Annotated in this window: 22 protein-coding genes; 9 read left to right on the top strand and 13 right to left on the bottom strand. The window is 72.8% G+C overall.

All coding sequences use genetic code 11. The annotated features are described in order from the left end of the window. Positions 1 to 45: 45 nt before the first annotated feature. Positions 46 to 1,212, bottom strand: a complete 1,167-nt coding sequence (locus KSNIM_RS25910) for an HpcH/HpaI aldolase/citrate lyase family protein (protein ID WP_263105531.1) — start codon at positions 1,210 to 1,212, stop codon at positions 46 to 48. Positions 1,213 to 1,534: 322 nt separating this feature from the next. Between KSNIM_RS25910 and KSNIM_RS25905 the strand changes: the two genes are divergently transcribed. After that, positions 1,535 to 2,530, top strand: a complete 996-nt coding sequence (locus tag KSNIM_RS25905; RefSeq protein ID WP_263105530.1) for a TerD family protein — start codon at positions 1,535 to 1,537, stop codon at positions 2,528 to 2,530. Positions 2,531 to 2,601: 71 nt separating this feature from the next. Here KSNIM_RS25905 and KSNIM_RS25900 read toward each other — a convergent pair whose 3' ends face one another. Continuing rightward, positions 2,602 to 3,342 carry a Tellurium resistance gene (locus KSNIM_RS25900; protein WP_263105529.1) on the bottom strand — a complete coding sequence of 247 codons (741 nt, stop codon included), beginning with the start codon at positions 3,340 to 3,342 and terminating at the stop codon, positions 2,602 to 2,604. Between the two features lie 319 nt (positions 3,343 to 3,661). On the opposite strand from KSNIM_RS25900, the gene KSNIM_RS25895 reads away from it, so the two are divergent. Continuing rightward, a complete protein-coding gene (locus KSNIM_RS25895) occupies positions 3,662 to 4,726 on the top strand; it encodes a DUF2637 domain-containing protein (RefSeq protein ID WP_263105528.1) in 1,065 nt (354 codons plus the stop codon). A gap of 119 nt (positions 4,727 to 4,845) precedes the next feature. On the opposite strand, the gene KSNIM_RS25890 is transcribed toward KSNIM_RS25895, so the two are convergent. From KSNIM_RS25890 to KSNIM_RS25870, 5 genes are all read right to left on the bottom strand, one after another. Next, a complete protein-coding gene (locus KSNIM_RS25890) occupies positions 4,846 to 5,940 on the bottom strand; it encodes a DUF475 domain-containing protein (RefSeq protein WP_263105527.1) in 1,095 nt (364 codons plus the stop codon). A 55-nt stretch (positions 5,941 to 5,995) separates the two neighbouring features. Beyond that, complete coding sequence (locus KSNIM_RS25885; RefSeq protein ID WP_263105526.1) at positions 5,996 to 6,571, bottom strand: TerD family protein; 576 nt, start codon at positions 6,569 to 6,571, stop codon at positions 5,996 to 5,998. Between the two features lie 251 nt (positions 6,572 to 6,822). After that, entirely contained in the window at positions 6,823 to 7,398 is a 576-nt protein-coding gene (locus tag KSNIM_RS25880) for a TerD family protein (protein WP_263105525.1), read from the bottom strand. 191 nt (positions 7,399 to 7,589) lie between these two features. Next, positions 7,590 to 8,048 carry a peroxiredoxin gene (locus KSNIM_RS25875; protein WP_263105524.1) on the bottom strand — a complete coding sequence of 153 codons (459 nt, stop codon included), beginning with the start codon at positions 8,046 to 8,048 and terminating at the stop codon, positions 7,590 to 7,592. 223 nt (positions 8,049 to 8,271) lie between these two features. Beyond that, positions 8,272 to 8,709, bottom strand: a complete 438-nt coding sequence (locus tag KSNIM_RS25870) for a DUF3052 domain-containing protein (protein ID WP_263105523.1) — start codon at positions 8,707 to 8,709, stop codon at positions 8,272 to 8,274. 521 nt (positions 8,710 to 9,230) lie between these two features. Here KSNIM_RS25870 and aceE point away from each other — a divergent pair. Next, positions 9,231 to 11,981 (top strand): pyruvate dehydrogenase (acetyl-transferring), homodimeric type, encoded by a 2,751-nt coding sequence (gene aceE / locus KSNIM_RS25865; protein ID WP_263105522.1) that lies wholly within the window; start codon positions 9,231 to 9,233, stop codon positions 11,979 to 11,981. A gap of 66 nt (positions 11,982 to 12,047) precedes the next feature. Here the strand turns inward: aceE and KSNIM_RS25860 are convergent, their stop codons facing one another. Both KSNIM_RS25860 and KSNIM_RS25855 read right to left on the bottom strand, forming a co-directional pair. Beyond that, the gene (locus KSNIM_RS25860) at positions 12,048 to 13,829 is read right to left on the bottom strand and encodes a serine/threonine-protein kinase (protein WP_263105521.1); all 1,782 of its coding nucleotides are present in this window, start codon (positions 13,827 to 13,829) and stop codon (positions 12,048 to 12,050) included. A 208-nt stretch (positions 13,830 to 14,037) separates the two neighbouring features. Continuing rightward, positions 14,038 to 15,651: an MFS transporter gene (locus KSNIM_RS25855; RefSeq protein WP_263105520.1), complete on the bottom strand. Its 1,614-nt coding sequence runs from the start codon at positions 15,649 to 15,651 to the stop codon at positions 14,038 to 14,040. Positions 15,652 to 15,880: 229 nt separating this feature from the next. Here KSNIM_RS25855 and KSNIM_RS25850 point away from each other — a divergent pair, with 229 nt between their 5' ends. The 3 genes from KSNIM_RS25850 (at position 15,881) to KSNIM_RS25840 (ending at position 18,307) form a co-directional block, all read left to right on the top strand. Further along, on the top strand, positions 15,881 to 16,570 hold the full coding sequence (locus tag KSNIM_RS25850; protein WP_263105519.1) for a TetR/AcrR family transcriptional regulator: 690 nt from the start codon (positions 15,881 to 15,883) through the stop codon (positions 16,568 to 16,570). 51 nt (positions 16,571 to 16,621) lie between these two features. Then, positions 16,622 to 16,972, top strand: a complete 351-nt coding sequence (locus tag KSNIM_RS25845) for an MmcQ/YjbR family DNA-binding protein (protein ID WP_263105518.1) — start codon at positions 16,622 to 16,624, stop codon at positions 16,970 to 16,972. 153 nt (positions 16,973 to 17,125) lie between these two features. Continuing rightward, entirely contained in the window at positions 17,126 to 18,307 is a 1,182-nt protein-coding gene (locus KSNIM_RS25840; protein WP_263105517.1) for an alpha/beta hydrolase family protein, read from the top strand. A 31-nt stretch (positions 18,308 to 18,338) separates the two neighbouring features. On the opposite strand, the gene KSNIM_RS25835 is transcribed toward KSNIM_RS25840, so the two are convergent. Continuing rightward, the gene (locus KSNIM_RS25835) at positions 18,339 to 19,397 is read right to left on the bottom strand and encodes a helix-turn-helix transcriptional regulator (protein ID WP_263105516.1); all 1,059 of its coding nucleotides are present in this window, start codon (positions 19,395 to 19,397) and stop codon (positions 18,339 to 18,341) included. Between the two features lie 90 nt (positions 19,398 to 19,487). Here KSNIM_RS25835 and KSNIM_RS25830 point away from each other — a divergent pair, with 90 nt between their 5' ends. Further along, positions 19,488 to 20,066 carry a TIGR03086 family metal-binding protein gene (locus KSNIM_RS25830; protein ID WP_263105515.1) on the top strand — a complete coding sequence of 193 codons (579 nt, stop codon included), beginning with the start codon at positions 19,488 to 19,490 and terminating at the stop codon, positions 20,064 to 20,066. Between the two features lie 55 nt (positions 20,067 to 20,121). On the opposite strand, the gene KSNIM_RS25825 is transcribed toward KSNIM_RS25830, so the two are convergent. Then, positions 20,122 to 21,126 (bottom strand): aldo/keto reductase, encoded by a 1,005-nt coding sequence (locus tag KSNIM_RS25825; RefSeq protein ID WP_263105514.1) that lies wholly within the window; start codon positions 21,124 to 21,126, stop codon positions 20,122 to 20,124. After that, positions 21,123 to 21,641 carry a MerR family transcriptional regulator gene (locus KSNIM_RS25820; RefSeq protein WP_411543776.1) on the bottom strand — a complete coding sequence of 173 codons (519 nt, stop codon included), beginning with the start codon at positions 21,639 to 21,641 and terminating at the stop codon, positions 21,123 to 21,125. Before KSNIM_RS25820 ends, KSNIM_RS25825 begins: the two co-directional genes overlap by 4 nt. 107 nt (positions 21,642 to 21,748) lie before the next feature. Here KSNIM_RS25820 and KSNIM_RS25815 point away from each other — a divergent pair, with 107 nt between their 5' ends. Continuing rightward, positions 21,749 to 22,582: a serine hydrolase domain-containing protein gene (locus tag KSNIM_RS25815; protein WP_263105513.1), complete on the top strand. Its 834-nt coding sequence runs from the start codon at positions 21,749 to 21,751 to the stop codon at positions 22,580 to 22,582. Positions 22,583 to 22,803: 221 nt separating this feature from the next. Here the strand turns inward: KSNIM_RS25815 and KSNIM_RS25810 are convergent, their stop codons facing one another. Beyond that, positions 22,804 to 23,580, bottom strand: a complete 777-nt coding sequence (locus KSNIM_RS25810; RefSeq protein WP_263105512.1) for a pirin family protein — start codon at positions 23,578 to 23,580, stop codon at positions 22,804 to 22,806. Positions 23,581 to 23,846: 266 nt separating this feature from the next. On the opposite strand from KSNIM_RS25810, the gene KSNIM_RS25805 reads away from it, so the two are divergent. Next, on the top strand, positions 23,847 to 25,043 hold the full coding sequence (locus KSNIM_RS25805) for a helix-turn-helix domain-containing protein (RefSeq protein WP_263108114.1): 1,197 nt from the start codon (positions 23,847 to 23,849) through the stop codon (positions 25,041 to 25,043). Positions 25,044 to 25,113 lie beyond the last annotated feature (70 nt).

Raw genomic sequence — 25,113 nt, 5'->3', positions numbered from 1 at the left:
GCAAAGGTGCCCAGGGTATGCAAGGGAGCCGAGGGTACGGCCCGGTCAGCCGCAGAGGCAGGCGCCCAGCAGCTCGGCGAAGCTGACGTCCTCGCGGGCCACCCCGAAGACCTCGGCGCGCAGCAGCACCCGCTCGGCCCAGGCCCGGTGCGGCTTGGCCTCGTTCATCTTGTTGGTGTACGCGGAGCGCAGCACCCCGCCGCCGTCTCGGCTGAGGATGTCCTGCGCGTCGGAGTACTCCTCGTGCGTGACCACGGAGAGCGCGTGCACGGCGGGCACGTGGCTGGGGTGGATGCAGGTCTTGCCGAGCAGGCCGTTGGCGCGGTCCAGCTCGATCTCCCGGATCAGGCCGTCCAGGTCGTGCTCGATGATGCGCTGCCGGACGCCGTCGGCCGGCGGGTGCGCCTCCGCGAACGGGGTGCGGCGCAGCTGCGGCTTGAACATGCGCTCCTGCACCGGGAAGTACTCCCAGACCGGGCCGGTCACGGTGTACCCGGTGCCGTCGGCGCGGCCGAGCACGTTCACCACGTCGCCAATGACACCGGCCACCAGGGCCACGTCGTAGGCGGTGAGGTCGGGCGAGCGGCGCAGTCCGTACGCGGAGCACAGGTCGGTGACGCCGAGCCGGACGGCGAGGATGCGCTCGCGGTGCTTGTCGAGCAGCCGGGCGATGGCGAAGAGCTGCTCGCGGCGGGTCTCCAGGTGGGCGAGCTCGGGCGACTCCAGCACGGGCATGGCGAACAGCCGCTGGCCGGAGCGCTCCTCGGCGGCGGTGAGCGCCTCCAGGAAGGCGCCGCCGCTCTCCTCGGTGAACTTGGGCACCACGTAGCCCGCCAGCAGCCGGACGGCGGGGCCGAGCCGCGCGGTGAGGTCGGTGATCTGGGCGGCGGCGCGGACCCGGACGAACAGCAGCGGCAGCCCGGTGTCGCCGGCGGCGGCGAGCTCGCCGAGCTGGGCGACGAGGTTCTCCTCGGCGGCGGGCACCTCGTGGTCGGCGATCGCGTCCTCGAGGCAGAGCACCATGGAGAGCACGCCGCGGGCGGCCTGCTTGCGGATGTCGGCGGCCAGCGTGCTGCGGGTGGCCGGGCTGTAGAGGGTCGCGCCGAGCGCGGTGGAGAGCACGGCGGGGGCACTGCCCAGGTCGAAGTCGACCGGCTGGTGCAGGAAGAGCCGTTCGCGGACGTCGTCGGCGAGGTGGCCGAAGTGGCGCAAGCTGCTCTCCCTGCGATCGTGGTGGCGGGGCCCGGTCACCGGGCGGGATTGGGCTGACGTCCCGACAACAGGGACGAACAGCGGGGCCCGATGGTTTCGCGGGTGGGGGCGGCGCGGTCGCCCTCGCGTCCGCCGCGTCGCGTTCGCCGAGGTGGGTGGTGTACCGGGAGCCGTTGGCCGCTAATCGTACGGTCCTTCAGGGCTTTGCAAAGACCTGAAACATCGAATTCTCGGAAGGTTACCCGGTGCGACACAAAACCCCCCTCCGGGCCTGTGGCGGCCCGCATTGTCCGCGGAGGGCGGGGCCGGGCAGGATTGGGGCATGACGCACGTGATGGCGAAGGGCGCCAACATCCCGCTGACGGCCACCGCCGTCCGCGCCGTGCTGCGCTGGTCGGCGACGCCCGGTGCACCCGACGTGGACGTCTCCGCGCTGCTGGTCGCCGCCGACGGCAAGGTCCGTTCGGATGCCGACTTCGTCTTCTACAACCAGCCGAGGCACCCCTCTGGCCTGGTGCGCCACCTGCCCAAGCAGCAGGCCGGCACCGGGGACGAGGTGTCGGACACGGTCGAGATCGACCTCGGCCGGCTGACCGAGGACGTCGACCGGGTGGTGCTGGCGGGCTCCTCCGAGGAGGGTTCCTTCCCCTCGGTGCCGCGGCTGCGGGTGCTGGTCTTCGACGCCTCGGCCGGCGAGGGTGCCGAGCCGCTGGCCGAGTTCCCCGTCACCGACAGCGGCGACGTCACCGCACTGGTGGCCGGCGAGTTCTACCGGCGCGACGGCGGGTGGAAGTTCCGGGCGATCGGCCAGGGGTACGCGACCGGCCTGAGCGGGCTGGCGACGGACTACGGCATCGCGGTCGAGGACGGCGAGGAGGTCGCGGACGCGCTGCCGCCGGTGGGCGGGCCGCCGGCGCCCGAGCCGGCCGAGCTGCCGGAGGAGCCGGACATCTACACGCTGGCGCCGGCCGCTCCCCCGGCGGCCCCGGTGCCGCCGCCGCCCAGTACCCCGCCGACCGTGGGCACCCCCGCCGCCCCGGCGCCCGCCGGGTACGGCTACCCGCAGCCGGCCGCCGCCCAGGCCGGCGGCTACGGCTACCCGCCCCCGCAGCAGCAGCCCCAGCAGCCGACCGGCGGGTACGGCTACCCCCAGCAGCAGCCGGGGTACGGCTATCCGCAGCAGCAGCCGGCGCCCGGGTACGGGTACCCGCAACAGCAGCCCGCCCCGCAGCCCCAGCCGCCGGCGCCCGCCCCGCAGCCGACGGGTGCGCCGGGCTTCGCGCTGCCGCCGCAGGGCCCGCAGTTCCAGCCTCGCTGACCGCCGGGGGCGTGCCGCCCGCGCGGCGCGCCCCCGGTTGCGTCAGGTCGGGCCCCGGGCCGCCGGCCGGCTCAGGCGGCCGGCCCGGACGGGCCCTTGTAGCCGCGCTGCCACTGCATGCCGAAGCCGTACAGCCGGTCCAGATCCGACTGGAATCCGTGCACGTAGCGGACCTCGCGGCGGACGGTGAGCTGCCCGTCGCCGGAGTTCTCGATCAGCACCACGGCGCAGGAGCGCGCGGCGGGCGCCCGCTCGTCCAGCTTGATCTCGATCCGCGGACCGGTCTGCGGCACGATCGTCACGGTCGCGTGGGTGTGGCCGAAGGCGGGCGTGTCGTCGTAGATGTAGACGAAGATCAGCAGCCGCCGGAACTGGTCCTTCTTCTCCAGGTTGACGTACATCGTCTCGCCGGACGGGGCGCCGTAGACGTCGTCGCCGCTCAGCTTGATGTACGGCGGCCGGTTGAGGTCGCCGAAGTAGCCGCCCAGCGGCTGGACGACCCCGCGGCTGCCGTCGGCCAGCTCGTACAGGCAGGCCAGGTCCAGGTCGACGCTGACCGGCGCCCGGTCCAGCGACTGGGGCGCCATCGGGCGCAGGTTCCGCAGGTCGAACAGGTTGCGCAGACCGCCGCCCCCGGACGGGCGATCGGCCGAACGGGTGGTCCAGTGCAGGTTCACGTACAGATACCCGGTGGTCGCCGCCGCGCCGGTCAGCGCGTGCTGCGGTTGGGACTTGGTCAGCGTGACCTTGAACTGCCCCCCGGAGTCCACCCCTCTGCGATCCCCCTTGAGGAACTCCCAGACCGAGACCATGGCGTCCGCCCTCCCCCTCTCCCGGCCGTCCGGCCGGTGATCACCCTCCGTCGTGCACCGTGCTCGTATCGTCCCATCAGAGCCATACCCCAACGGCGACGATGAGCCACCGTCAGTCCTCCGCCTGGCGGGCGATCGCCGCCTCCCGTACCATGCCGGGCCGTTGGACGCGATATCGTCGGTGCCGCACAGGAGTCTCCGACGTCCCGTGCGGTGGCGTCCACGACGCCCCGTCAGGATCCCGACCCGCCCGGGCCGCCTCCTGTGCCCGACCGCGTTCCATCCCCCCGTCCTGCGGAAATTCGAGGCCCGACCCACGATGAACCTCTCCTCCATACAGCTGGTATGGGCCGTCATCGGCGGCGCAGCCCTGCTGTTCACCGCCGTCCTGGTGGCCGTGCTGCGCGTCAAGAACAACAAGGTCGACGAGAACACCGACTCCTGGGAGCGCAGCGAGGAGCGCCGCCGCCGCAAGGAGGCGGTCTACGGCGGCGCCTCCTACGTGCTGCTGTTCTGCTGCGCCGGTGTCGCGGCCGCGCTGTCCTTCCACGGCCTGGTCGGCTTCGGCCAGGAGAACCTCGGCCTGTCCGGCGGCTGGGAGTACCTCGTCCCGTTCGGCCTCGACGGCGCCGCGATGTTCTGCTCGGTGCTCGCCGTGCGCGAGGCCAGCCACGGTGACGCGGCGCTCGGCTCGCGCCTGCTCGTCTGGCTGTTCGCGGTCGCCTCGGCCTGGTTCAACTGGGTGCACGCCCCGCGCGGCGGCTCCCACGACGGCGCCCCGCAGTTCTTCGCCGGCATGTCGATCTCGGCCGCCGTGCTGTTCGACCGGGCGCTGAAGCAGACCCGCCGGGCGGCGCTGCGCGAGCAGGGCCTGATCCCGCGGCCGCTGCCGCAGATCCGCATCGTCCGCTGGCTGCGCGCGCCCCGCGAGACCTACGCCGCCTGGTCGCTGATGCTGCTGGAGAACGTCCGCAGCCTGGACGAGGCGGTCGAGGAGGTCCGCGAGGACCGGCAGGCCAAGCAGGAGGCGAAGCTGCGGGCCCGCTCGGCGGACCGCCGCGAGCGCGCCGAGCTGAAGGCGCTCGCCCGCTCGCAGGGCGGCGTGCTCTCCCGTGCCCGCGGCGGCCGCCAGGTGCCGGCGCTGACCGCGGCCGGCGCGGGCGAGTCCTCCGCTACGGAGCCTGCTCTAGCCGACGAGGACCCGATGGCCAAGGTCGGCCCCTCCGCGCTGGAGCCCGCCGCCCTCACCGCCGGCCGGCGCCCCCGCGCCGCCGTCGGCAGCTCGTCCAGCATCGACCTGACGCTGGACGAGGACACCCTGGCGATGCCGAAGCTGGACTCGCTGGAGCGCAAGCTCCGTGCGATCGAGCAGCAGCTCGGCTGACCCCGGCGACGCTGCTCCCGGCGGCGCCCCCGGCAACCGCGAAGGGCCCCGTACACCGAGGTGTGCGGGGCCCTTCGCGGTACCGTGCGCGGATCGGGCCGCGTGGACCGGCCGTCGGATCAGACCGATGTCGTCTCCGGCTCGGAGGTCTCCAGCGCCTGCTCGCGCCGGTTGCGGACCACCGAGGAGGCGAGCGCCGCACCGATGAAGCCGACGCCGATCAGGCCGGTGACCAGCTCCGGGATGTGGTACTCGATCGAGGCCAGCAGGATGAGCGCCAGCGCACCGATCGCGTAGTGGGCGCCGTGCTCCAGGTACACGTAGTCGTCCAGGGTGCCCTTGCGGACCAGGAAGACCGTGAGCGAGCGGATGTACATCGCGCCGATGCCCAGACCCAGGGTGATCATGAAGATGTCCTGGGAGATGGCGAAGGCGCCGACCACGCCGTCGAAGGAGAACGACGCGTCCAGGACCTCCAGGTAGAGGAAGAGGAAGAACGCGGCCTTGCCGCCGACCTGGACGATCGACTTGCCGGTCTTCTCCGCCTCCTCCTCGGCCTCCTCCTGCGCCTCCAGGCCGGACTCGAAGACGCCGGACAGTCCGTTGACGGCCAGGTAGGTGGCAAGGCCCATCAGGCCGGCCAGCAGGACGGTCTCGGCGTGCTCGGCCGCGAAGAGGCGGGCGGAGAGGGCGAGGACCACCAGCGCGATGACCGAGGAGAGGGCGTCCAGCTTGCCGATCCTCTCCAGCGGCTTCTCCAGCCAGCGCAGCCAGTTGAAGTCCTTCTCCTCGAAGATGAAGTCGAGGAAGATCATCAGCAGGAAGATGCCGCCGAAGGCCGCAATGGCCGGGTTGGCCGCCTCGAGGTAGTCGGCGTAGGTCTGGCCGTTGTAGGTCTTGGTCGAGTCCAGGGCGAGCTCGATGACCGTGCCCGGCGCGAGGTGGGCCGTCAGACCGACCACCAGCAGCGGGAAGATCAGGCGCATGCCGAAGACGGCGATCAGGACGCCGACCGTCAGGAAGATCTTCTGCCAGAAGGGGTTCATCCGCTTCAGGACGGTGGCGTTGACGACCGCATTGTCGAACGAGAGGGAGATCTCGAGGATCGAGAGGATCAGCACGACGCCGAACCCTTCGGCCCCCCAGATCAGGCCGGCAGCAAGGAGGCCGACGATCGTGATGGCGAAGGACCATCCGAATGTGCGGAGGAACACGGGGTCAGTTACCTTTCGAATTCATGTCCACGGGCGTGTTTTTCGGCGGCGGACTTTACTGCACGTTTACTCCGAAATCCAGGGCGATGCCGCGCAGGCCCGAGGCGTAGCCCTGACCGACGGCGCGGAACTTCCACTCGCCCTGGTAGCGGTAGAGCTCGCCGAAGATCATCGCGGTCTCCGTGGACGCGTCCTCGGTGAGGTCGTAGCGGGCGATCTCGCGCCCGTCCGTCAGGTTGACCACGCGGATGTAGGCGTTGGACACCTGGCCGAAGTTCTGGATCCGGGCCTCGGCGTCGTAGATCGACACCGCGAAGACCACCTTGTCGACGTGGACGGGCACCAGGTCGAGGTTGACCTGCACCACCTCGTCGTCCCCGTCGCCGTCGCCGGTGAGGTTGTCGCCCTGGTGCTCGACCGAACCCTCGGGGCTGCGCAGGTTGTTGTAGAAGACGAAGTACTCGTCGCCGAGCACCCGGCCACCCGCGCAGAGCAGCGCACTGGCGTCCAGGTCGAACGGTGCGCCGGTGGTCGAACGGGCGTCCCAGCCCAGGCCGATCTGCACCTGCGTCAGGTTGGGCGCGGCCTTGCTCAGCGAGACGTTGCCGCCCTTGGCCAGCGTGACACTCATCTGGATTTCCTCCCAGTCCCCCCGTCCCCGGGGCCTCTCTGCCGGGCCGGCTCCGGCCAGCGACCGGCACGACGGGACGTACCCCAGATCTACGCCCCCGCACCGTCGCACGATCCCGCGCACCGGCCTGAACTTCCTGAACTACCCGACCGCACCCGCCGCGGACAGGCAGCGGACAGGCAAGCGGCCGGGGCCGGTACGGGAGTGCACCCGTACCGGCCCCGGCCAAGAGTATGCAACCGCCTCCGCGGTCAGACGTTCACGCCGAAGTCCTGCGCGATGCCGCGCAGGCCGGAGGCGTAGCCCTGGCCGATGGCGCGGAACTTCCACTCCGCGCCGTTGCGGTAGAGCTCGCCGAAGACCATGGCCGTCTCGGTGGAGGCGTCCTCGGAGAGGTCGTACCGGGCGATCTCGGCGCCGCCGGCCTGGTTGACCACGCGGATGAAGGCGTTGCGCACCTGGCCGAAGTTCTGCTGGCGGTTCTCCGCGTCGTAGATCGACACCGGGAAGACGATCTTGGCGACCTCGGCCGGGACGCCGGCCAGGTTGACCTTGATCTGCTCGTCGTCGCCCTCGCCCTCACCGGTGAGGTTGTCGCCGGTGTGCTCGACCGAGCCGTCCTGGCTGGTCAGGTTGTTGAAGAAGACGAAGTCGGCGTCGGAGCGGACCTTGCCCTGGTCGGTGCAGAGCAGGGCGCTGGCGTCCAGGTCGAAATCGGTGCCGGTGGTGGTGCGGACGTCCCAGCCGAGGCCGACGATCACGGCCGTCAGGCCCGGGGCCTCCTTGGTGAGGGAGACGTTGCCGCCCTTGCTCAGGCTGACACCCACTAGTCCTCCAAAGGTGCGGGAGGCACGTGCTGGTGCCCCCGGTGGTGCGGGTCCGGGCCACCCCGTGCGGGGCACCCGTCCTGCCAACGGCCCGATCGTAGTGCCGGGTTCCCCACCGGCCCGCCAGGAAAACCCGGCGCGTCGGACAACCGTCCGAACGCGCCGGGCCGGGGCGGGACGCCCCCTCGGAGTCAGAGCGCGCCGAGGGCGGCCAGGTACTCCTGCTCGTCGCGGGCGTCCGGCAGCCCGTTGACCACGGACCAGCGGACGGTGCCGGCCTTGTCGATCACGAAGGTGCCGCGCACCGCGCAGCCCTTGTCCTCGGCGAAGACGCCGTAGGCGCGGGAGACCTCGCCGTGCGGCCAGAAGTCGGACAGCAGCGGGTAGTCCAGCCCCTCCTGGTCCGCGAAGACGCGCAGCGTGAACGGCGAGTCGTTGGAGACCGCCAGCACCTGGACGTCGTCGTTCTGCAGGCGCGGCAGCTCCTTCTGGATCGCGCACACCTCGCCGGTGCAGACACCGGTGAAGGCGAACGGGTAGAAGACCAGGACGACGTTCTTCTCGCCCCGGAAGTCGGAGAGCTTCACCAGTTCGCCGTGCTGGTTCTTGAGCTCGAAGTCCGGAGCCTGGGTGCCGACCTCGATGGCCATGGATGGGACCTTCCTCGTCGTGGTGCCGCGGCCGCGGAGCGCGACCTCGGGACAGGGGCATCCTCGCATCCGTCCGGGTGGTTTCCGCCGTTCGGGTGAGCCCGGCCCCATGGTTGCGCCCTCGGTGAACATCCGCACCGGCGGCGGCCACAACATGGCACGGCGCACCGAAGGGCCCCGCTGGAGGATGCTCCAGCGGGGCCCTTGACGGTCGTTCCGTAGGTCAGCGCTTCCCGGAGCGCGCGGCCTTCGGGGTGGCCAGGCGGGTTCCGGCCCAGTCCTTGGCGATCGCGACCGAGCTGGTCTGCGACAGGCCGGCCGTCTTGGCGGCGTCGGCGATCTCGTGCGCCTCGACGTGGCCGTCGCGGCCGGTCTTGGGCGTCAGCAGCCAGATCAGACCACCCTCGGCGAGGTACTCCAGCGCGTCGACGAGGGCGTCGGTGAGATCCCCGTCCTCCTCGCGGTGCCACAGCAGGACGCCGTCGGCGACGTCGTCGTAGTCCTCGTCGACGAGATCGCTGCCAGTGATGTCCTCGATGCCCTCGCGGAGCTCCTGGTCACAGTCTTCGTCGTACCCGAGCTCCTGGATGATCTGGCCCTCTTCGAAGCCGAGACGAGCTGCCGGGTTGGACTTGTCCGCGGGGTCCGCGGTCGCGCTCACGGGAATAACCTCCAGTATTCGGCTCGGCGTCCATGCCGAGGCTGTGGGCGTAGTCCACACGTGCGCGGCGGTTCGCGCAAGTACCCGACACCCGATCCCACCCAAAGGTTGACGTGGGGAAGGGGGACACGCCGAGTGACGTGTCGCGAATCACACCCGTTTGCCCTTTCCTGCCCCGACCAATCATGCTTCGCCCCCCGGCCCAGGTCCAGCACCCGCCGCACACCTGCCCGAGATGCGAACGGCATTCGGGGTCACTGCTCCGGCGGGCGTAAAGTCTCCTGTTGGCCCTCAGCCCGACCGCCCTTCCGGGCGGGAGGGACCCAGGTCGGACCACCTCTTCGTAACACCACACCCGGGGGTGCGCAGAACGGGCGACGAAGCCCGCCGCACACCCCCCGACCGGCCCGCCCACCAGGCGGAACGGTTACCGATCGGTAGAGATGACGGATCTCCGAGTCGCGGTACACGATGGAGGCGGCGCGACACACCTCAGTTTCGACCGACAGTGAAGGAACAGCGTGGCTTCCGGATCCGATCGCAACCCGATCATCATTGGCGGCCTTCCGAGTCAGGTCCCGGACTTCGATCCCGAGGAGACCGCGGAATGGCTGGAGTCGCTCGACGCGGCCATCGACGAGCGGGGGCGTGAGCGCGCCCGCTACCTGATGCTCCGCCTGATCGAGCGCGCCCGCGAGAAGCGTGTCGCCGTGCCCGAGATGCGCAGCACGGACTACGTCAACACCATCGCGACCAAGGACGAGCCGTTCTTCCCCGGCAACGAGGAGATCGAGCGCAAGATCCTCAACGCGACCCGCTGGAACGCGGCCGTGATGGTCTCCCGGGCGCAGCGCCCGGGCATCGGCGTCGGCGGCCACATCGCCACCTTCGCCTCCTCCGCGTCCCTGTACGACGTGGGCTTCAACTACTTCTTCCGCGGCAAGGACGCCGAGGGCGAGTCCGGCGACCAGATCTTCTTCCAGGGTCACGCCTCCCCCGGCATCTACGCCCGCGCCTTCCTGCTGGACCGACTCACCGAGCAGCAGCTCGACGCGTTCCGCCAGGAGAAGTCGAAGGCCCCCTACGGCCTGTCCAGCTACCCGCACCCGCGGCTGATGCCGGACTTCTGGGAGTTCCCGACCGTCTCGATGGGCCTCGGCCCGCTCGGCGCGATCTACCAGGCCCGGATGAACCGGTACCTGGAGCACCGCGGCATCAAGGACACCTCGAACAGCCACGTCTACGCCTTCCTCGGCGACGGCGAGATGGACGAGCCCGAGTCGCTCGGCCAGCTGTCGCTCGCCGCGCGCGAGGGCCTGGACAACCTGACCTTCGTGGTCAACTGCAACCTGCAGCGCCTCGACGGCCCGGTCCGCGGCAACGGCAAGATCATCCAGGAGCTGGAGTCGCAGTTCCGCGGTGCCGGCTGGAACGTGATCAAGCTGGTCTGGGACCGCAGCTGGGACCCGCTGCTCGCGCAGGACCGCGACGGCGTCCTGGTGAACAAGCTGAACACCACGGTGGACGGCCAGTTCCAGACCTACGCCACCGAGACCGGCGCGTACATCCGCGAGCACTTCTTCGGCGGCGACCTGCGCCTGCGCGCCATGGTCGAGAACATGACCGACCACGAGATCCAGCACCTGGGCCGCGGCGGCCACGACCACCGCAAGGTCTACGCGGCGTTCAAGGCGGCCCGCGAGCACAAGGGCCAGCCGACGGTCATCCTCGCCCAGACGGTCAAGGGCTGGACGCTCGGCCCGAACTTCGAGGGCCGCAACGCGACGCACCAGATGAAGAAGCTGACGGTCGAGGACCTGAAGCGCTTCCGCGACCGCCTGCACCTGCCGATCACCGACAAGCAGCTGGACGAGGGCTACGCACCCTACTACCACCCGGGCCGCGACTCGGAGGAGATCCAGTACATGCACGACCGCCGGCGCGAGCTCGGCGGCTACGTGCCGACCCGCAAGGTGCGTCCGCGCAAGCTGGAGCTGCCCGGCGACGACGCGTACAAGGCGGTCAAGAAGGGTTCCGGCAACCAGACCATCGCCACCACCATGGCGTTCGTCCGGCTGCTCAAGGACCTCATGCGGGACAAGGGCATCGGCAACCGCTTCGTGCCGATCGCGCCGGACGAGTACCGCACCTTCGGCATGGACTCGCTCTTCCCGTCCGCCAAGATCTACAACCCGCTCGGCCAGACCTACGAGTCGGTCGACCGCGAGCTGCTGCTGGCGTACAAGGAGTCCCCGACCGGCCAGATGCTGCACGACGGCATCTCCGAGGCGGGCTGCACCGCTTCGCTGATCGCCGCCGGTTCGTCCTACGCGACGCACGGCGAGCCGCTGATCCCGGTGTACGTCTTCTACTCGATGTTCGGGTTCCAGCGCACCGGCGACCAGTTCTGGCAGATGGCCGACCAGCTGGCCCGCGGCTTCGTGCTCGGCGCCACCGCCGGCCGCACCACGCTGACCGGTGAGGGCCTGCAGCACGCCGACGGCCACTCGCACCTGCTGGCCTCGACCAACCCCGGCGTCGTCGCGTACGACCCGGCGTACGGCTACGAGATCGCCCACATCGTGCAGGACGGTCTGCGCCGGATGTACGGCTCCAGCGAGGAGTTCCCGAACGGCGAGGACGTCTTCTACTACCTCACCGTCTACAACGAGCCCATCAAGATGCCGGCCGAGCCGGAGGGCGTCGACACCGACGGCATCCTGAAGGGCCTGTACCGGCTCAAGGGCGGCGAGGCGGGCGCGATCCCGGCGCAGATCCTCGCCTCCGGCGTGGCCGTGCCGTGGGCCCTGGAGGCCCAGCGCATCCTCGCCGAGGAGTGGAACGTCAAGGCCGACGTGTGGTCCGCGACCTCGTGGAACGAGCTGCGCCGCGACGCCGTCGAGGCGGAGGAGTTCAACCTGCTCCACCCGGAGGAGCCGCAGCGCGTCCCGTACGTGACCGCCAAGCTCCAGGGCGCCGAGGGCCCGTTCGTCGCCGTGTCCGACTGGATGCGTGCGGTGCCGGACCAGATCTCGCGCTGGGTGCCGGGCGCCTGGCAGTCGCTGGGTGCGGACGGCTTCGGCTTCGCCGACACCCGCGGTGCGGCCCGTCGCTTCTTCCACATCGACGCGCAGTCGGTCGTCCTCGCCGTGCTCACCGAGCTCGCCAAGCAGGGCAAGGTCGAGCGCAGCGTGCTGAAGTCCGCGATCGACCGCTACCAGCTGCTCGACGTGGCCGCGGCCGACCCGGGCGCGGCCGGCGGCGACGCCTGATCCGCTGATCCGGTCCGGAGGGCCGGCCGCCCCGCAGGGGGTGGCCGGCCCTCCGGCGTTCCAGGCTCAGGTCACGGTGAAGGTGTTGAGGACGGTGGAGAACTGCTGCCGGGTGACCGTCCAGTCGTCCTCCGGCGAGGCGGCGTAGATCGCGTACTCGGTGCCGTCCGGGGCGATGAACGCCTGGTCGATCGCGTGCCGCGGGTTGCCCTGCCGGTCGGTGGAGGTGAACTCCCAGAGGGCGCCCTCGCGGCCCTGGTAGACGTTCGGCTGCAGGACGATGCGGACGTAGTCGGGCTGGGCGGAGACGGTCTGCTCCAGTTCGAGGAAGTGCGCCTCGGGCGACCGGGTGGCGCCGGGCGCGACGCCGAAGCGCAGCAGGTGCAGGCCGCCGTCCGGGGAGTAGTCGATCTGGCCGCCCGACTCGCTGCGGGTCCAGCCCTGCGGCACGGCCACCCGGAAGCCGGCCGGGTCGTCGCTCCAGCGGAAGCCCGCCGGGGCGGGAGTGCCGGTCGGCGTGGGTGTGGGGGTGGGTGTCGGGCTCGGGGTGGGAGTCGGCGTCGGCGTCGGCGTCGGGCTGGGCGTCGGCGTGGGCGTGGGCGTCGGCGTGGGGGCGGCGGCCGACGAGGAGCCCGCGGCCGAGGACGGGCCGGGCTCGTCCGAGCCGCCGAGCAGGGCGAACGCCACGCCCCCGGCCACCGCGGCCGCCACCAGCACGCCCGCGGCGATCAGCCAGGCCCGCCGGTGGCCGTGCGCAGGCCCGGACCCGTCGGCGGGCGGCTGCGCCGGTTCCGCGGCTGCCGGCTCCCCGGACGGCAGGGCGGCGGCAGACAGCGCGGCCGGGGCCGGGACGGGCGTCGGCGGGGTGGCCACGGTGGGCACGCCCAGCACCGGAGTGACCCGCTCGGTGGGCGGCGGTTGGACGGCCCGCGGCCGGCCGCCCGCCAGTTCGTGCAGCATCGCCAGCGCCTCGGGCGCGGTGGGCCGCTCGGCCGGGTCCTTGCGGAGCAGCGCCTCCAGCACGGGCGCCAGCGGGCCCGCGTTGCGCGGCTCCGGCAGCGGGTCGGCGACCACCGCCTGCAGGGTGCTCATGGTGGTCGTCCGGTGGAACGGCGACTGCCCCTCGACCGCCGCGTACAGCGTCGCGCCGAGCGACCAGAGGTCGGACTCGGGGCCGGGCCGGTGGCCGGTGACCCGCTCCGGGGCCACGTAGTCCGGCGAGCCGACGATGTCGCCGGTGCGGGTCAGGCCGGGGGCGCCGGCCAGCACGGCGATGCCGAAGTCGGTGAGGACGGCCCGGCCGCCGCGCTCCAGCAGGATGTTGGCGGGTTTGACGTCGCGGTGCAGCACCCCGTGCCGGTGCGCCTCGTCGAGGGCGCCGAGCACCTGCTCGCCGATCCGGGCGGCGTCCTTGGGCAGCAGGGTTCCCTCCTCGGCGACGACCTCGGCGAGCGAGCGGCCGTCGATCAGCTCCATCACGATCCACGGCCGGCCGGCCTCCTCCAGCACGTCGTACACGGTGATCACGCCGGGGTGCTTGAGCATCGCGGCCGCGCGGGCCTCCTGCTCCATCCGCGCCCGGACGGCGGCGAGGTCCTCCTCGGGCAGGCCCGCGACGCTCAGTTCCTTCACCGCGACCTGGCGGGCGAGCTTGTCGTCCCGGGCCACCCAGACCGTGCCCATGCCGCCCCGGCCGAGCCGCCGCCCGAGCCGGTAGCGCCCGGCGAGCAGCCGGCCGTCCGCGTCGTCCGTGCCGTGCGCGCCGTCCGTGCCGTGCGCGCCGTGCTCGCCGTTCGGGTCGTCCGCCCCGCCGTCCGCGGGGGGCCCGCCGCCGTCCGCTGGGTCCATCGCCGTCCCCTGTGCCCCGTCCGAAATCCGTCCCGCCGCTCCGGCCGGACGGCCCCGCCGGCTCCCAGTCTGGGCCCGGTGCCCCGGCCCGGCGACCGGGAGCGCCGGGCCGGCGACGCAGCGCACCCGGCCGGGAGCGGACTCCCGACCGGGTGCGAGGGCGTGCTGCCCGGGGCTGCGCAGGAGTGCCGCGCAGGGTGTGCGGGCCTCAGATGTGGACGGCCGGACCGGCGTCGTTGGCACCGCGCTTGGTGAGCAGGCCGAGCCCGGCGGCGGCGAGGGCCACCACGGCGGCCACCACGAAGGCGAGCGACATGCCGCTGACGAAGGAGGTGTGGACGGCGTTCGCCATCGCGTCCACCGCCTGCTGCGGGGTGCCGGCCGGGGCGGGCGGGGCGATGCCGAGCTGGGCGGCCTGGTTGAGGCCCTCGGCCTGGGCGCCCTGGACGGGCGGCAGGCCGGCCTTCGCCCAGTTCTGCGGCAGCACGTCGGTGACCTTGGAGGCCATCACGGCGCCGAGCACGGCGGTGCCGAGGCTGCCGCCGACCTGCATCGCGGCCTGCTGCAGGCCGCCGGCCACACCGGAGAGCTCCAGCGGGGCGTTGCCGACGATCACCTCGGTGGCGCCGACCATGACGGGGCTCAGGCCGAGGCCCATCAGCACGAACCAGAGCGACATCACGCCGGTGCCGGAGTCGGTGGAGAGGGTCGACATGCCGAGCATGGCGGCGGTGGTGAAGAGCATGCCGGCGACGATCGGGATGCGCGGGCCGAGCTTGCCGATCGCGGCACCGGCGACCGGGGCGCCGACGATCATCATGCCGGTCATCGGCAGCAGGTGGACGCCGGCGTCGACCGGGGCCATGCCGTGCACGTTCTGCAGGTAGAAGGTGACGAAGAAGACGCCGCCGAAGAAGGCGAAGGCCATCAGCACCATGAGCAGGGTGCCGGCCGACAGCGGCACCGACCGGAACAGGCTGAGCGGGATCAGCGGCTCCTCGGCCTTCGTCTGCCAGAAGGCGAAGACGACCATCGCGAGGACGGCGCCGCCGAGGAAGACCAGGGTCGCCGGGTCGCCCCAGCCCCAGACCGGGGCCTTGATGATGCCCCAGACCAGCATGAACATCGCCCCGGAGAGCAGCACGATGCCGGGGATGTCGAAGGACTTCGCGGCGTTCTCGGTGCGCACGTCACGCAGGATCCACAGGCCGAGCGCCAGGGCGATCAGGCCGACCGGGATGTTGATGAAGAAGACCGACTCCCAGTTGACGTGCTCGACCAGCAGGCCGCCGACGATCGGGCCGGCCGCGGTGGAGGCGCCGATCACGCCGCCCCAGATGCCGATCGCCATGTTGAGCTTCTCGGCCGGGAAGGCGCCGCGCAGCAGGCCCAGCGCGGCGGGCTGCAGCAGCGCGCCGAACAGGCCCTGCAGCACGCGGAAGAGGATGACCGTCCGGATGCTGCCCGCGAAGCCGATCGCGGCGGAGGTGGCGGCGAAGCCGGCCGCGCCGACCAGGAAGGTCGACTTGTGGCCGAACCGGTCGCCGATCTTGCCGGCCGTGATCAGGAAGACCGCCAGCGCCAGCAGGTAGCCGCTGGTGACCCACTGGATGTCGGCGGGCGAGGCGCCGAGGTCCGCCTGGATGGCCGGGTTGGCGATGGCGACGACGGTGCCGTCGAGGGCCACCATCATCACGCCGACCGCGACGGTGAGCAGGGTCAGCCAGGGGTGGCCCTGGAGGCCCCGGGAGCCGGTCGGCGGGGCGCCGGCGGACTGCGGCGGGGTGTCCGCCTTCCCGGTCTTGACGACGGACGAACTCATGCTGCCCTCCGGGGCTTTCGGACGAGACGAGGGTGACGTGCTGCGTGACGTGGGCGACGTGGCGCCGCGGGCCCACCCGTCCCCACGGCTGTCCGGCCGCACGGCGCCACTCGCGGGAACATTATGTCAGCTACTGACATTCGGCAATTCATGTCGTACGTCTGGCACTGACATATGGCAGAGCGGCTATCGTGGTATCCGTCCCGCTCTGCCAGGAAAGGCGCCCTGCATGGCCCTGCCGCTCACCCCCTCCCGCACCGGACAGCCGGCCTCCGACTGCCGGGTCCTCGGACTGCGCGAGCGGAAGAAGCAGCGCACCAGGGACTCCCTGGTGGCGGCCGCCCACGCCCTCTTCCTGCGGCAGGGGTACGCCCGCACCACGGTCGACGAGATCGCCGCGAGCGTGGACGTCTCGCAGCGCACCTTCTTCCGGTACTTCGCCAACAAGGAGGAGGTGGCCCTGGCCGTCCTCGCCGACGCCGAGGACTACTTCGTCGACTGCCTGCGGCGCCGGCCCGCCGCGGAGACGCCGCTGCAGGCGATGCGGGCCTCCATCACCCAGGCCTGGCAGGTGCTGAGCCGGGACGAGGGCAGCGGGCCGGGCGGCGTGCAGGCCGCGCTGGAGCTGATCGACCTCATCGAGTCCACGCCGGTCCTGCTCGCCGCCCACCTGCGGCGCACCATCGAGCAGGAGGGCGTGGTCACCGCGATCCTCGCCGAGCGCGAGGGCCTCGACCCCGCCACCGACGTGCGGCCCCGGGTGCTGGCCGCCGCCTTCGGCGCCGTCGTCCGGGTCTCCCACCTGTCCTGGACGGCCGACACCGCCGCCCACGCGGCCGGCCCCGACGGCATGATCGCCATCATCGAGCGCCACCTCGACCAGCTCGGCCCCGCCCTCGCCGGCCCGTGGCGCAACTGACCCACCGGGGACCGCCCAAGGGCGCGCGGGGGCACGTCTAGGCTGGACCGCATGGTGACGTTCGATCAGTTCCTGGAGATGGGGCTGGCCCTGCCCACGGCCACCGAGCGGCTGACCTGGGAGACCGAGGTGACCCTGCGGGTCGGTGAGAAGATCTTCGCCATGGGCGCCCCCGAGTCCGGCCGGGTCCGCGTCAAGGCCTCCAAGGACGAACAGGCCGCCCTGCTCGCCGCCGATCCGGAGACCTACGCGGTGGCCCCGTACGTGGGCCGGCACGGCTGGGTGCTGGTCGAGCTCGGCCGGGTCGGCGCGGACGAGCTGCGCGAACTGGTCACCGAGGCCTGGCGCAGCACCGCACCCAAGGGACTGGTCCGGACGTTCGACGCCGAACGGGCAACCTGACGCCACGCCAGGTCCCTCGTGTGTGTGACCCATCGCACGGTTTAGACTCTGCTCACCCCCAGCTCGGGCGTTCTACCCTGGCTGGCACAGCAGTCGTACCACCGTCGGGCCACGCCCGCTGTCACGGTCACCGGCCCGAGGGAGAGTACGCCCATGCAGCGCAGGCGGGTCAAGCGCATGCTGATAGGCGCGTTCGCCGCCTCCGCCGTCCTGCTGGACGCCGGAGCCGCCGCCGCCCAGGCCGCCGCCTCCAACGAGCAGGTGGCGATCACCACCCCGCCGGCCGGCAGCGCCGCCTGGGTCGAGGACGAGTCGCTCGGCCGCGCCCTGCCCGACCCGGCCACCGCGGACGCGCCCGCCGTCGCCGCCTTCTTCGCCGGCCTGACCGAGGCCCAGCAGGACCGCCTCGCCGAGGTGTATCCGCTGGTGGTGGGCAACCTCGACGGGGTACCGGTGGGCCTGCGCTACCGCGCCAACCGGATCGCGATCACCGAGGAGGTCGAACGGGCCCGGGAACGCGCCGCCGACGACCGCCTCACCCCGGTCGAGCGCGCGGCCGCCGCCGTCCGCGCCGACGACACCGAGCGGCTGCTCAAGCCCGGCCGGCAGATCCTCGCCTTCGACCCCCGCGGCCGCGGACTGGTCAGCGAGGCGTACGGCGACCTCACCACCGCCGACCGGATCTCCGTCCTGGTGCCCGGCTCGGACGCGGACCTCGCGCACTTCGACCAGACCGCCGACCCGTTGCGCTCGGTGACCGGCATGGCCCGCGCCCTGCTCGCCGAGGAGCACCGGCAGTCCCCCGGCAGCCGTACCGCCGTGATCGCCTGGACCGGTTACGTCACCCCCTCGGGGCTCGGCCCCGACGCGGTCACCTCCCGGCTCGCCGAGGCCGCGGCGCCGCGGCTGCTGCGGCTGCTGGCCGGGCTGCGGGAGACCGGCAGCGCCACCCTCCCGCCGACCCTGTTCTGCCACTCCTACGGTTCGGTGGTCTGCGGCACCGCCGCCCCCTCGATCCACGGCTCGGCCCCGGCCGACGTGGTGGTCTTCGGCAGCCCGGGCATGGGTGTGCAGACCTCGACCGAGCTCGGCCCGGGCGTGCGGGTGTGGGCGACCCGCAACCCCACCGACTGGATCGGCAACGTCCCGTACCTGGAGTTCGGCGGCTTCGGGCACGGCGCGGACCCGACGACGCAGGAGTTCGGCGCCGTCGAGGTCTCCTCGCAGGGCTCCAACGGCCACACCGGCTACTTCGCGGACGGCACCCAGAGCCTGCACAACTTCGGCGCCATCGCCCTCGGCGACTACCGCGACGTCACCCGCCGCCAGCCCTAGAGCTCGTCGTCGAAGGCGCACGGGAGGTCGGTCAGGGGCGCGTGGGGCACCTCCCGGCCGAAGGCCGGGGGAGAAGCCCCTCGTCGGTTCCCATGCGCCCATGAGGACGCGCCGTGGCGCCCTTCTCCGGCGGCCCGTACAGGGCGAGCGCCTCGGCGGCCGCCCGGCGCAGTTCGTCCCGGACCTCGGGCGGCGAGACCACCTCGACGTCGGCTCCGAAGGCCAGCAGGGAGCGGGCCGCGGGCAGCGCCCGGAAGCCGAGCACCGTCTCCAGCCAGGCGCCGTCGCCGACCGGCACCACCGGGGCGAGGACGTGGTTGGCGTGGATGCGCAGCACCAGGTCGGCCCGCTCACGGCGGATGCGGACGGCGGCCTCGACCTCGTCGGGGATCCGCTCGACCTGTTCCCGCAGGTTCTCCCACACCTCGGCGAGCTGCCGGCCGGGCCGCCGGCGCACCGGGTCGTCGAGGACCTCGGCGGTGAGGATCCGCTCGGCGCGGAACAGCCGCGGCGCTCCGTCCAGGTCGGCCACCAGGTACCAGACGCCCGCCTTGTTGACCAGGCCGTACGGGTCCAGGGTGTAGTCGCTCGGCCCGTCCGCGCCGCTGTGGCGGTAGCCGAGCCGCAGCCGCCGGTCGGCGAACACGGCGTTCTGCAGGGCTCCGAGGTCGACCCGGACGGCGGGCTCGGAGCGCAGCCAGCGGGCCGGGTCCACCAGGATGCGTTCGCTGGTGCGTTCGGCGGCCGGGCGGTGCGGTGCGGGCAGTGCGGCCATCACCTTGCGCAGGGCGGAGCCGATCGCCTCGCCGAGGCCGAGCGCCTCGTGCGCGCCCTGGGCGGAGAGCACGAACAGCGCGCGGGCCTCGTCGCCGGTCAGGCCGGTGACGTCGGTGCGGTAGCCGGGCAGCAGGTGGATGCCGCCATGCCGGCCGCGCTCGGCCCAGACCGGGACGCCTGCCGCGGAGAGCGCCTCGACGTCCCGGTAGACGGTGCGGACGGAGACCTCCAGCCGGGCGGCGAGCTCGGGGGCGGTGACCCGGCCGCGGGTCTGCAGGAGCAACAGGATCGACAGCAGTCGGTCGGCTTTCACCAGCCGAAGAATAGAACCTGACAGGGGATGTCAGGTATTGCCGGGAGAGTGTCCGCCGTCAGACCGTCCCTCCCGACGAGGAGTTGTGCCATGGACACCACCGCAGACCCCCGCCCGCCGTACCTGCGCGCGCTCGGCCAGCTGGAGAAGCTCGCCACCGCCGTCACCCCTGAGATGCTGGAGCAGCCGACCCCGTGCAGTGCGTACGACCTGCGGGCGCTGCTCGGCCACACCGTGGGCGGGGTGCACCGAAGCGCGTACACCGGCGAGGGCGGCCGGGGGATGGACGTGGCCACCGCGGTGGGCGCGGTCGCGGACGACGACTGGGCGGGGGCGTTCGGCCGGGCCCGGGAGCGCTGGGCGGCGGCCTGGCGGGAGGACGCCGCGCTGGAGCGGGTGGTGGAGGTTCCGTGGGGGCGGGTGCCGGGGCGGCTCGCGGTGGGCGGCTACCTGGTGGAGGCCGTCACCCACTCCTGGGACATCGCGCAGGTGGTCGACCCCAGCGCCGCGCTGGACGAGGAGCTGGCGCACCTGGTGCTCGGCATCGCCCGGCAGGTGCTGCCGGCCGAGGGCCGCGGCGAGGGCGTGCCGTTCGGCCCGGTCCAGCCGGTTCCGGACGGCGCCGGGACGTACGCGCGGATGGCGGCCTGGATGGGCCGCACGGTCTGAGCCGCGGTGTCCCGGGGAGGGGCGGCCGAGCCGCGGGCGCGGCCGCCCCACCGGACTACTCGCGGCCGGCCGAGGTCGAGGACATGTCGGCGTAGCGGTTGCCGGTCACCAGGCCCGCGATCGGCTCCAGCTCGGCGAGCTCCTGCGCGGTCAGCCGCAGCTCGGCCGCCGCGACGTTCTCCGCGAGCCGGCTCCGCTTGCGGGTGCCGGGGATCGGCACCACCGTCAGTCCGTGCACCTCGGCCCGCTGGTGCACCCAGGCCAGCGCGACCTGCGCCGCCGTGGTGCCGCGCTCCGCGGCGATCTTCTGGATCGGCGCCACCAGGGCCGCGTTGCCCGCCGCGTTCGCACCGGAGAACTGCGGGTGGTAGCGGCGGTAGTCGTCCGCGCTCAGCTGCTCGGCGGCGGTGAACGCGCCGGTCAGGAAGCCGCGGCCGAGCGGCGAGTACGGCACGAAGGCGACTCCGAGCTCGGCGGCGGCGGGGACGGCGGTGCGCTCGACGTCCCGCGAGAAGATCGACCACTCGGACTGCAGGGCCGCGATCGGGTGCACCGCGTACGCCTCGCGCAGCTCGTCGCCGGTGACCTCGGAGAGGCCGAGGTGGCGGACCTTGCCGGCCCGCACCAGCTCGGCCATGGCGCCCACCGACTCGGCGAGCGGCACCTGCGGGTCGCGGCGGTGCATGTAGTAGAGGTCGATCACGTCGATGCCGAGCCGCTGCAGCGAGGCGTCCACCGCACTGCGGATGTACGCCGGGTCGTTGCGCACGCCCCGGTACGTCGGGTCGTCGGCGCGCCGCTCGATGGCGAACTTGGTGGCCAGCACGACGCGGTCGCGGTTGGCCCGGACGAAGGGGCCGACCAGCTCCTCGTTGCGGCCGGAGCCGTAGATGTCGGCGGTGTCGAACAGGGTGACGCCCAGGTCGAGCGCGGAGTCCAGGGTGGCCAGCGCCTCCTCGGTGTCGGTCGGGCCGTAGAACTCGCTCATTCCCATGCAGCCGAGGCCCTGGATGCCGACGACCGGGCCGTTGGTGCCGAGCGGTGCGGTGGGGAGGGTCATGCGCTCTTCTGCTTCCTGCCGGACGCGTCCGCGGGGGCGGCGCCGGCCGAGGGGCCGGTCGCGCCGTCGCCGGGGATGCTGGACGAATAGAGGTCGATCTTGTGGTCGAGCACGGCGAGCGTGGCGTGCAGATCCGCGATCCGCTGCCGGACCTCCTCGCGCTGCGCGACGAGGATGTCGTGCCGCTCGCCCATGGTGTGGTCGCCTTCCCTGACCAGCTCCACGTAGCGCAGCATGTCCGCCACCGGCATTCCGGTCAGCCGCAGCCGGCCCAGGAAGGCCAGCCGGGCCAGGTCGGCCCCGTTGTAGCGGCGCTGCCCCGAGTGCGAGCGGTCCACCGGGTCGAGCAGGCCGATCCGCTCGTACCAGCGCAGGGTGTGCGCGGTCAGGCCGGTGGTCGCGGAGACCTCGCTGATCGTGTGCCACTCGCTGCGCACCGGCCCGGCCGGCTCGACCTCGTGCGTGCAGGCGAGCGGATCGGCGAGAACGGGCGCGGAGCGGACGGGCGGTGCCACGGGAGGCCTCCTCGGTGGTCGGCGACGGCTACGACGCTACTGAGTTGGAGTGCACTCCAAGCAAGCCTGTCACGCGGCGGCACCCGGCGGGCGGCTATGGTCGGCGCATGCAGAGCTTGCGGATGATCGAGGACTGGCCGGTGCCGAACGCGGCGGCGGCGGTGGTACGAGGCGCGGACGGGGCGGTGCTCGGCGCGCACGGGACGCAGGAGCACCTGTTCCCGCTGGCGTCCGTGACCAAGCTGCTGTCCGCGTACGCCGCTCTGGTCGCCGTCGAGGAGGGCGTCTTCGAACTCGACGACCCGGCCGGGCCCGAGGGCTCGACCGTCCGTCACCTGCTCGCCCACACCTCGGGACTGGCCTTCGACGAGCACCGGGTGATGGCCGCGCCGGGCACCCGCCGGCTCTACTCCAACGCCGGTTTCGACGTCCTCGCCGACACCCTGGAGAAGGCCTCGGGCATCCCGTTCGCGCAGTACGCGCAGGAGGCCGTCTTCCGGCCGCTCGGGATGCACGCCACCCTGATCAACACCGCGCACCGGGCACCGGCCGGCGCGGGCGGCCTGTCGACCGTGGCCGACCTCGTCCTGTTCGCGGCCGAGCTCCAGGCGCCGCGGCTGCTCGACCCGACCACCGTGCACCGGGCCACCCGCGAGGTCGCCTTCCCCGGCCTCGGCGGCGTTCTGCCCGGCTTCGGCCACCGGCGGCCCAACGACTGGGGGCTCGGCTTCGAGATCCGCGGCACCAAGGACCCGCACTGGACGGGCACCACCAGCTCGCCGGGGACCTTCGGCCACTTCGGCCAGTCCGGCACCTTCCTCTGGGTCGACCCCGCCGCCGGCGTCGCCGCGGTCGCCCTGACGGACCGTGACTTCGGCCCCTGGGCCGCCGAGGTCTGGCCGATCTTCACCGACGCCGTCCTCGCCGATCTCCGCGGCTGAAGCAGGACCGCGCGGGGTGCACCACCAGACGCGTGGGGGGCACCGTAGTGACACGGGCCGAGCCCGTACTTGTACGGCGGTCCGCATCCGAGGTGCGCGGTTCTCCCCCAGCCTTCGGCCGGGAGGTGCCCCCACGCGCCCCTGTGGCTGCACGATCGCCTTTGAAGACACGCCGTAGGGGTGCACCCGGCTCCCCGCGTCCCGGAGTGGTCGGCCCGGCGTCAGCCGAACTGCAGCGGTGAGTGCATCTCCCACAGCAGGAGTTCGGCGCCGTCCGGGCCCGCGGTGGGGTCGGTGAAGGCGTCGCCGGTGATGCGGACGGAGTCGCCCGGTTCGAGGGAGCGGCCGGCGCCGTGCGGGCCGGGGACGGTCCGGTAGCCGAGCGAGCCGGCGGTGAGGTGGACGTACCGGTAGGGCGCCTCGGGAAGGGCGGGCAGCGGCTGCCACGGGCCGGCGCTCACGAGGTACAGGGCGGCGTCGGAGCGGCGCAACCGCAGGGCGTCCGACGCCTCGTCACGTGCCAGACCGGAGGCGAGCAGGGTGAGTCCGTCCTCGGCGGGTTCGACCCGCCGCAGGCCGTACGCGGGGGGCGTGCCGAAGGTGTCCGGCTGCAGCCACATCTGGACGAAGCGGACGGGCACCGTGGCGCCGCCGAGGTTGCGTTCGGTGTGGCTGGTCCCGGAGCCGGAGCTGAGGTGCTGGACCATGCCGGGCCGGACGACCCCGGCGTGCCCGTCGGCGTCGCGGTGGGCGAGCGCGCCCTCCAGCACCCAGGTGAGGATCTCGGTGTCGCGGTGGCGGTGCTCGTCGAAGCCCGCGCCCGGGGCGAGGGTCTCCTCGTTGCAGGCGAGCAGCGCGCCGAAGTGGGTGTTCTTCGGGTCGTAGTGCCCGGAGAAGGAGAAGGAGTGCCGGGTCTCGATGCCCTCGGCCGGGGTGGAGCGGTAGCGCTCGGGCGCCCGGCGGAGGTCGGCACGGCCGCGGTCTCGGGTCTCGGTCACCCGCTCACGGTAGCCGGTACGGCCCGGCGGGTGGCCGGTGCGGCCCGGCGCGCCGGGTACGACCGGCGGGGGGTGTGCACGAGCACGGCGTGCGGTGAGGCAGTCTTGTTCCTGTGCCAGCCGCTTCAGCAGAACCCGACAGCGCAAAGCCCGACAGCGCAAAGCCCGACAGTTCGAGGGCCGACAGTACGAGGGCCGACAAGAAGGCCACCGCCCGCAAGGCGGTGCCGGCCGGGGAGTCGCCGCGCCCTCCGAGAGGGGGTCGGCTGACCGCGCAGGAGCGCAGACTGGCAGCCGAGCGGGCCGAGTTGCGCTCGGCGACGCTGAAGCGGCTGGAGAAGTCCTCGGGCAAGCTGGCGACCGCGGCGATCGCCCGGATGGACGACCAGCTGTCCTGGTACCGGCGGATGCCGCCGGAGCACCGGTCGTGGATCGGGCTGGTCGCGCAGGCCGGCATCGCGGCGTTCACCGAGTGGTACCGGCATCCGGAGGCGCCGCAGGCGATCTCCACGGACGTGTTCGGGACGGCGCCGCGCGAGCTGACCCGGGCGATCACGCTGCGGCAGACCGTGGAGCTGATCCGCACCACCATCGAGGTGATGGAGGAGGCCATCGAGGAGGTGGCCGCCCCGGGCGACGAGGCGGGGATGCGCGAGTCGGTGCTGGTGTACGCCCGGGAGATCGCCTTCGCGACGGCCCAGGTGTACGCACAGGCGGCGGAGGCCCGCGGTGCGTGGGACGCCCGGCTGGAGGCGCTCGTGGTGAACTCGCTGCTGTCCGGCGACGCGGACGAGGGCGTGCTGTCGCGGGCGGCCGCGCTGGGCTGGGGGTCGCCGAGCCAGGTGCGGGTGGTGATGGGCAGCGCCCCGGACGGGGACAGCGAGGCGGTGGTCGAGGCGATCCGACGGGCCGCCAGGTACGCCAAGCTGCAGGTGCTGACGGGGGTGCTGGGCCGCCGGCTGGTCGTGGTGGTGGGCGGCGACAAGGAGCCGGTGCACACCGCGAAGGCGCTGATCGGGCAGTTCGCGCCGGGCCCGGTGGTGGTCGGTCCGAGCGTGCCGGACCTGCTGTCGGCGACGCGTTCGGCGCAGGCCGCGGCGGCCGGGCTGCGGGCGTGCGCGGCGTGGCCGGACGCGCCGCGGCCGGTGCTGGCCGACGATCTGCTGCCGGAGCGCGCGCTGGCCGGGGACCAGGCGGCACGGCGGCAGCTGGTGGAGGAGATCTACACACCACTGGACGAAGCGGGGTCGGCACTCCTGGAAACGCTGAGTGTCTACCTGGAGCAGGCGTCCTCGCTGGAGGGGGCGGCGCGGATGCTCTTCGTCCACCCCAACACCGTGCGCTACCGGCTGCGTCGTGTGACTGACGTCACGGGCTATGCTCCCTCGGACGTGCGCTCGGCGTTCACCCTGCGCATCGCCCTTGCGCTGGGCCGTCTCGGAACGGTCGCCGACCAGGCCTGACCGCGCTGTAGGGACTGCACAACCCGGCGTGCTTTTCTTCGTTGTCGTCGCCTACCCGTCCACGGGTGCC

The sequence above is a fragment of the Kitasatospora sp. DSM 101779 genome (genome assembly GCF_025655475.1).
Classification (GTDB): domain Bacteria; phylum Actinomycetota; class Actinomycetes; order Streptomycetales; family Streptomycetaceae; genus Kitasatospora.
The sequence above is the reverse complement of the archived record's forward strand: the minus strand, read 5'-3'. Positions and strand labels throughout refer to the sequence as shown.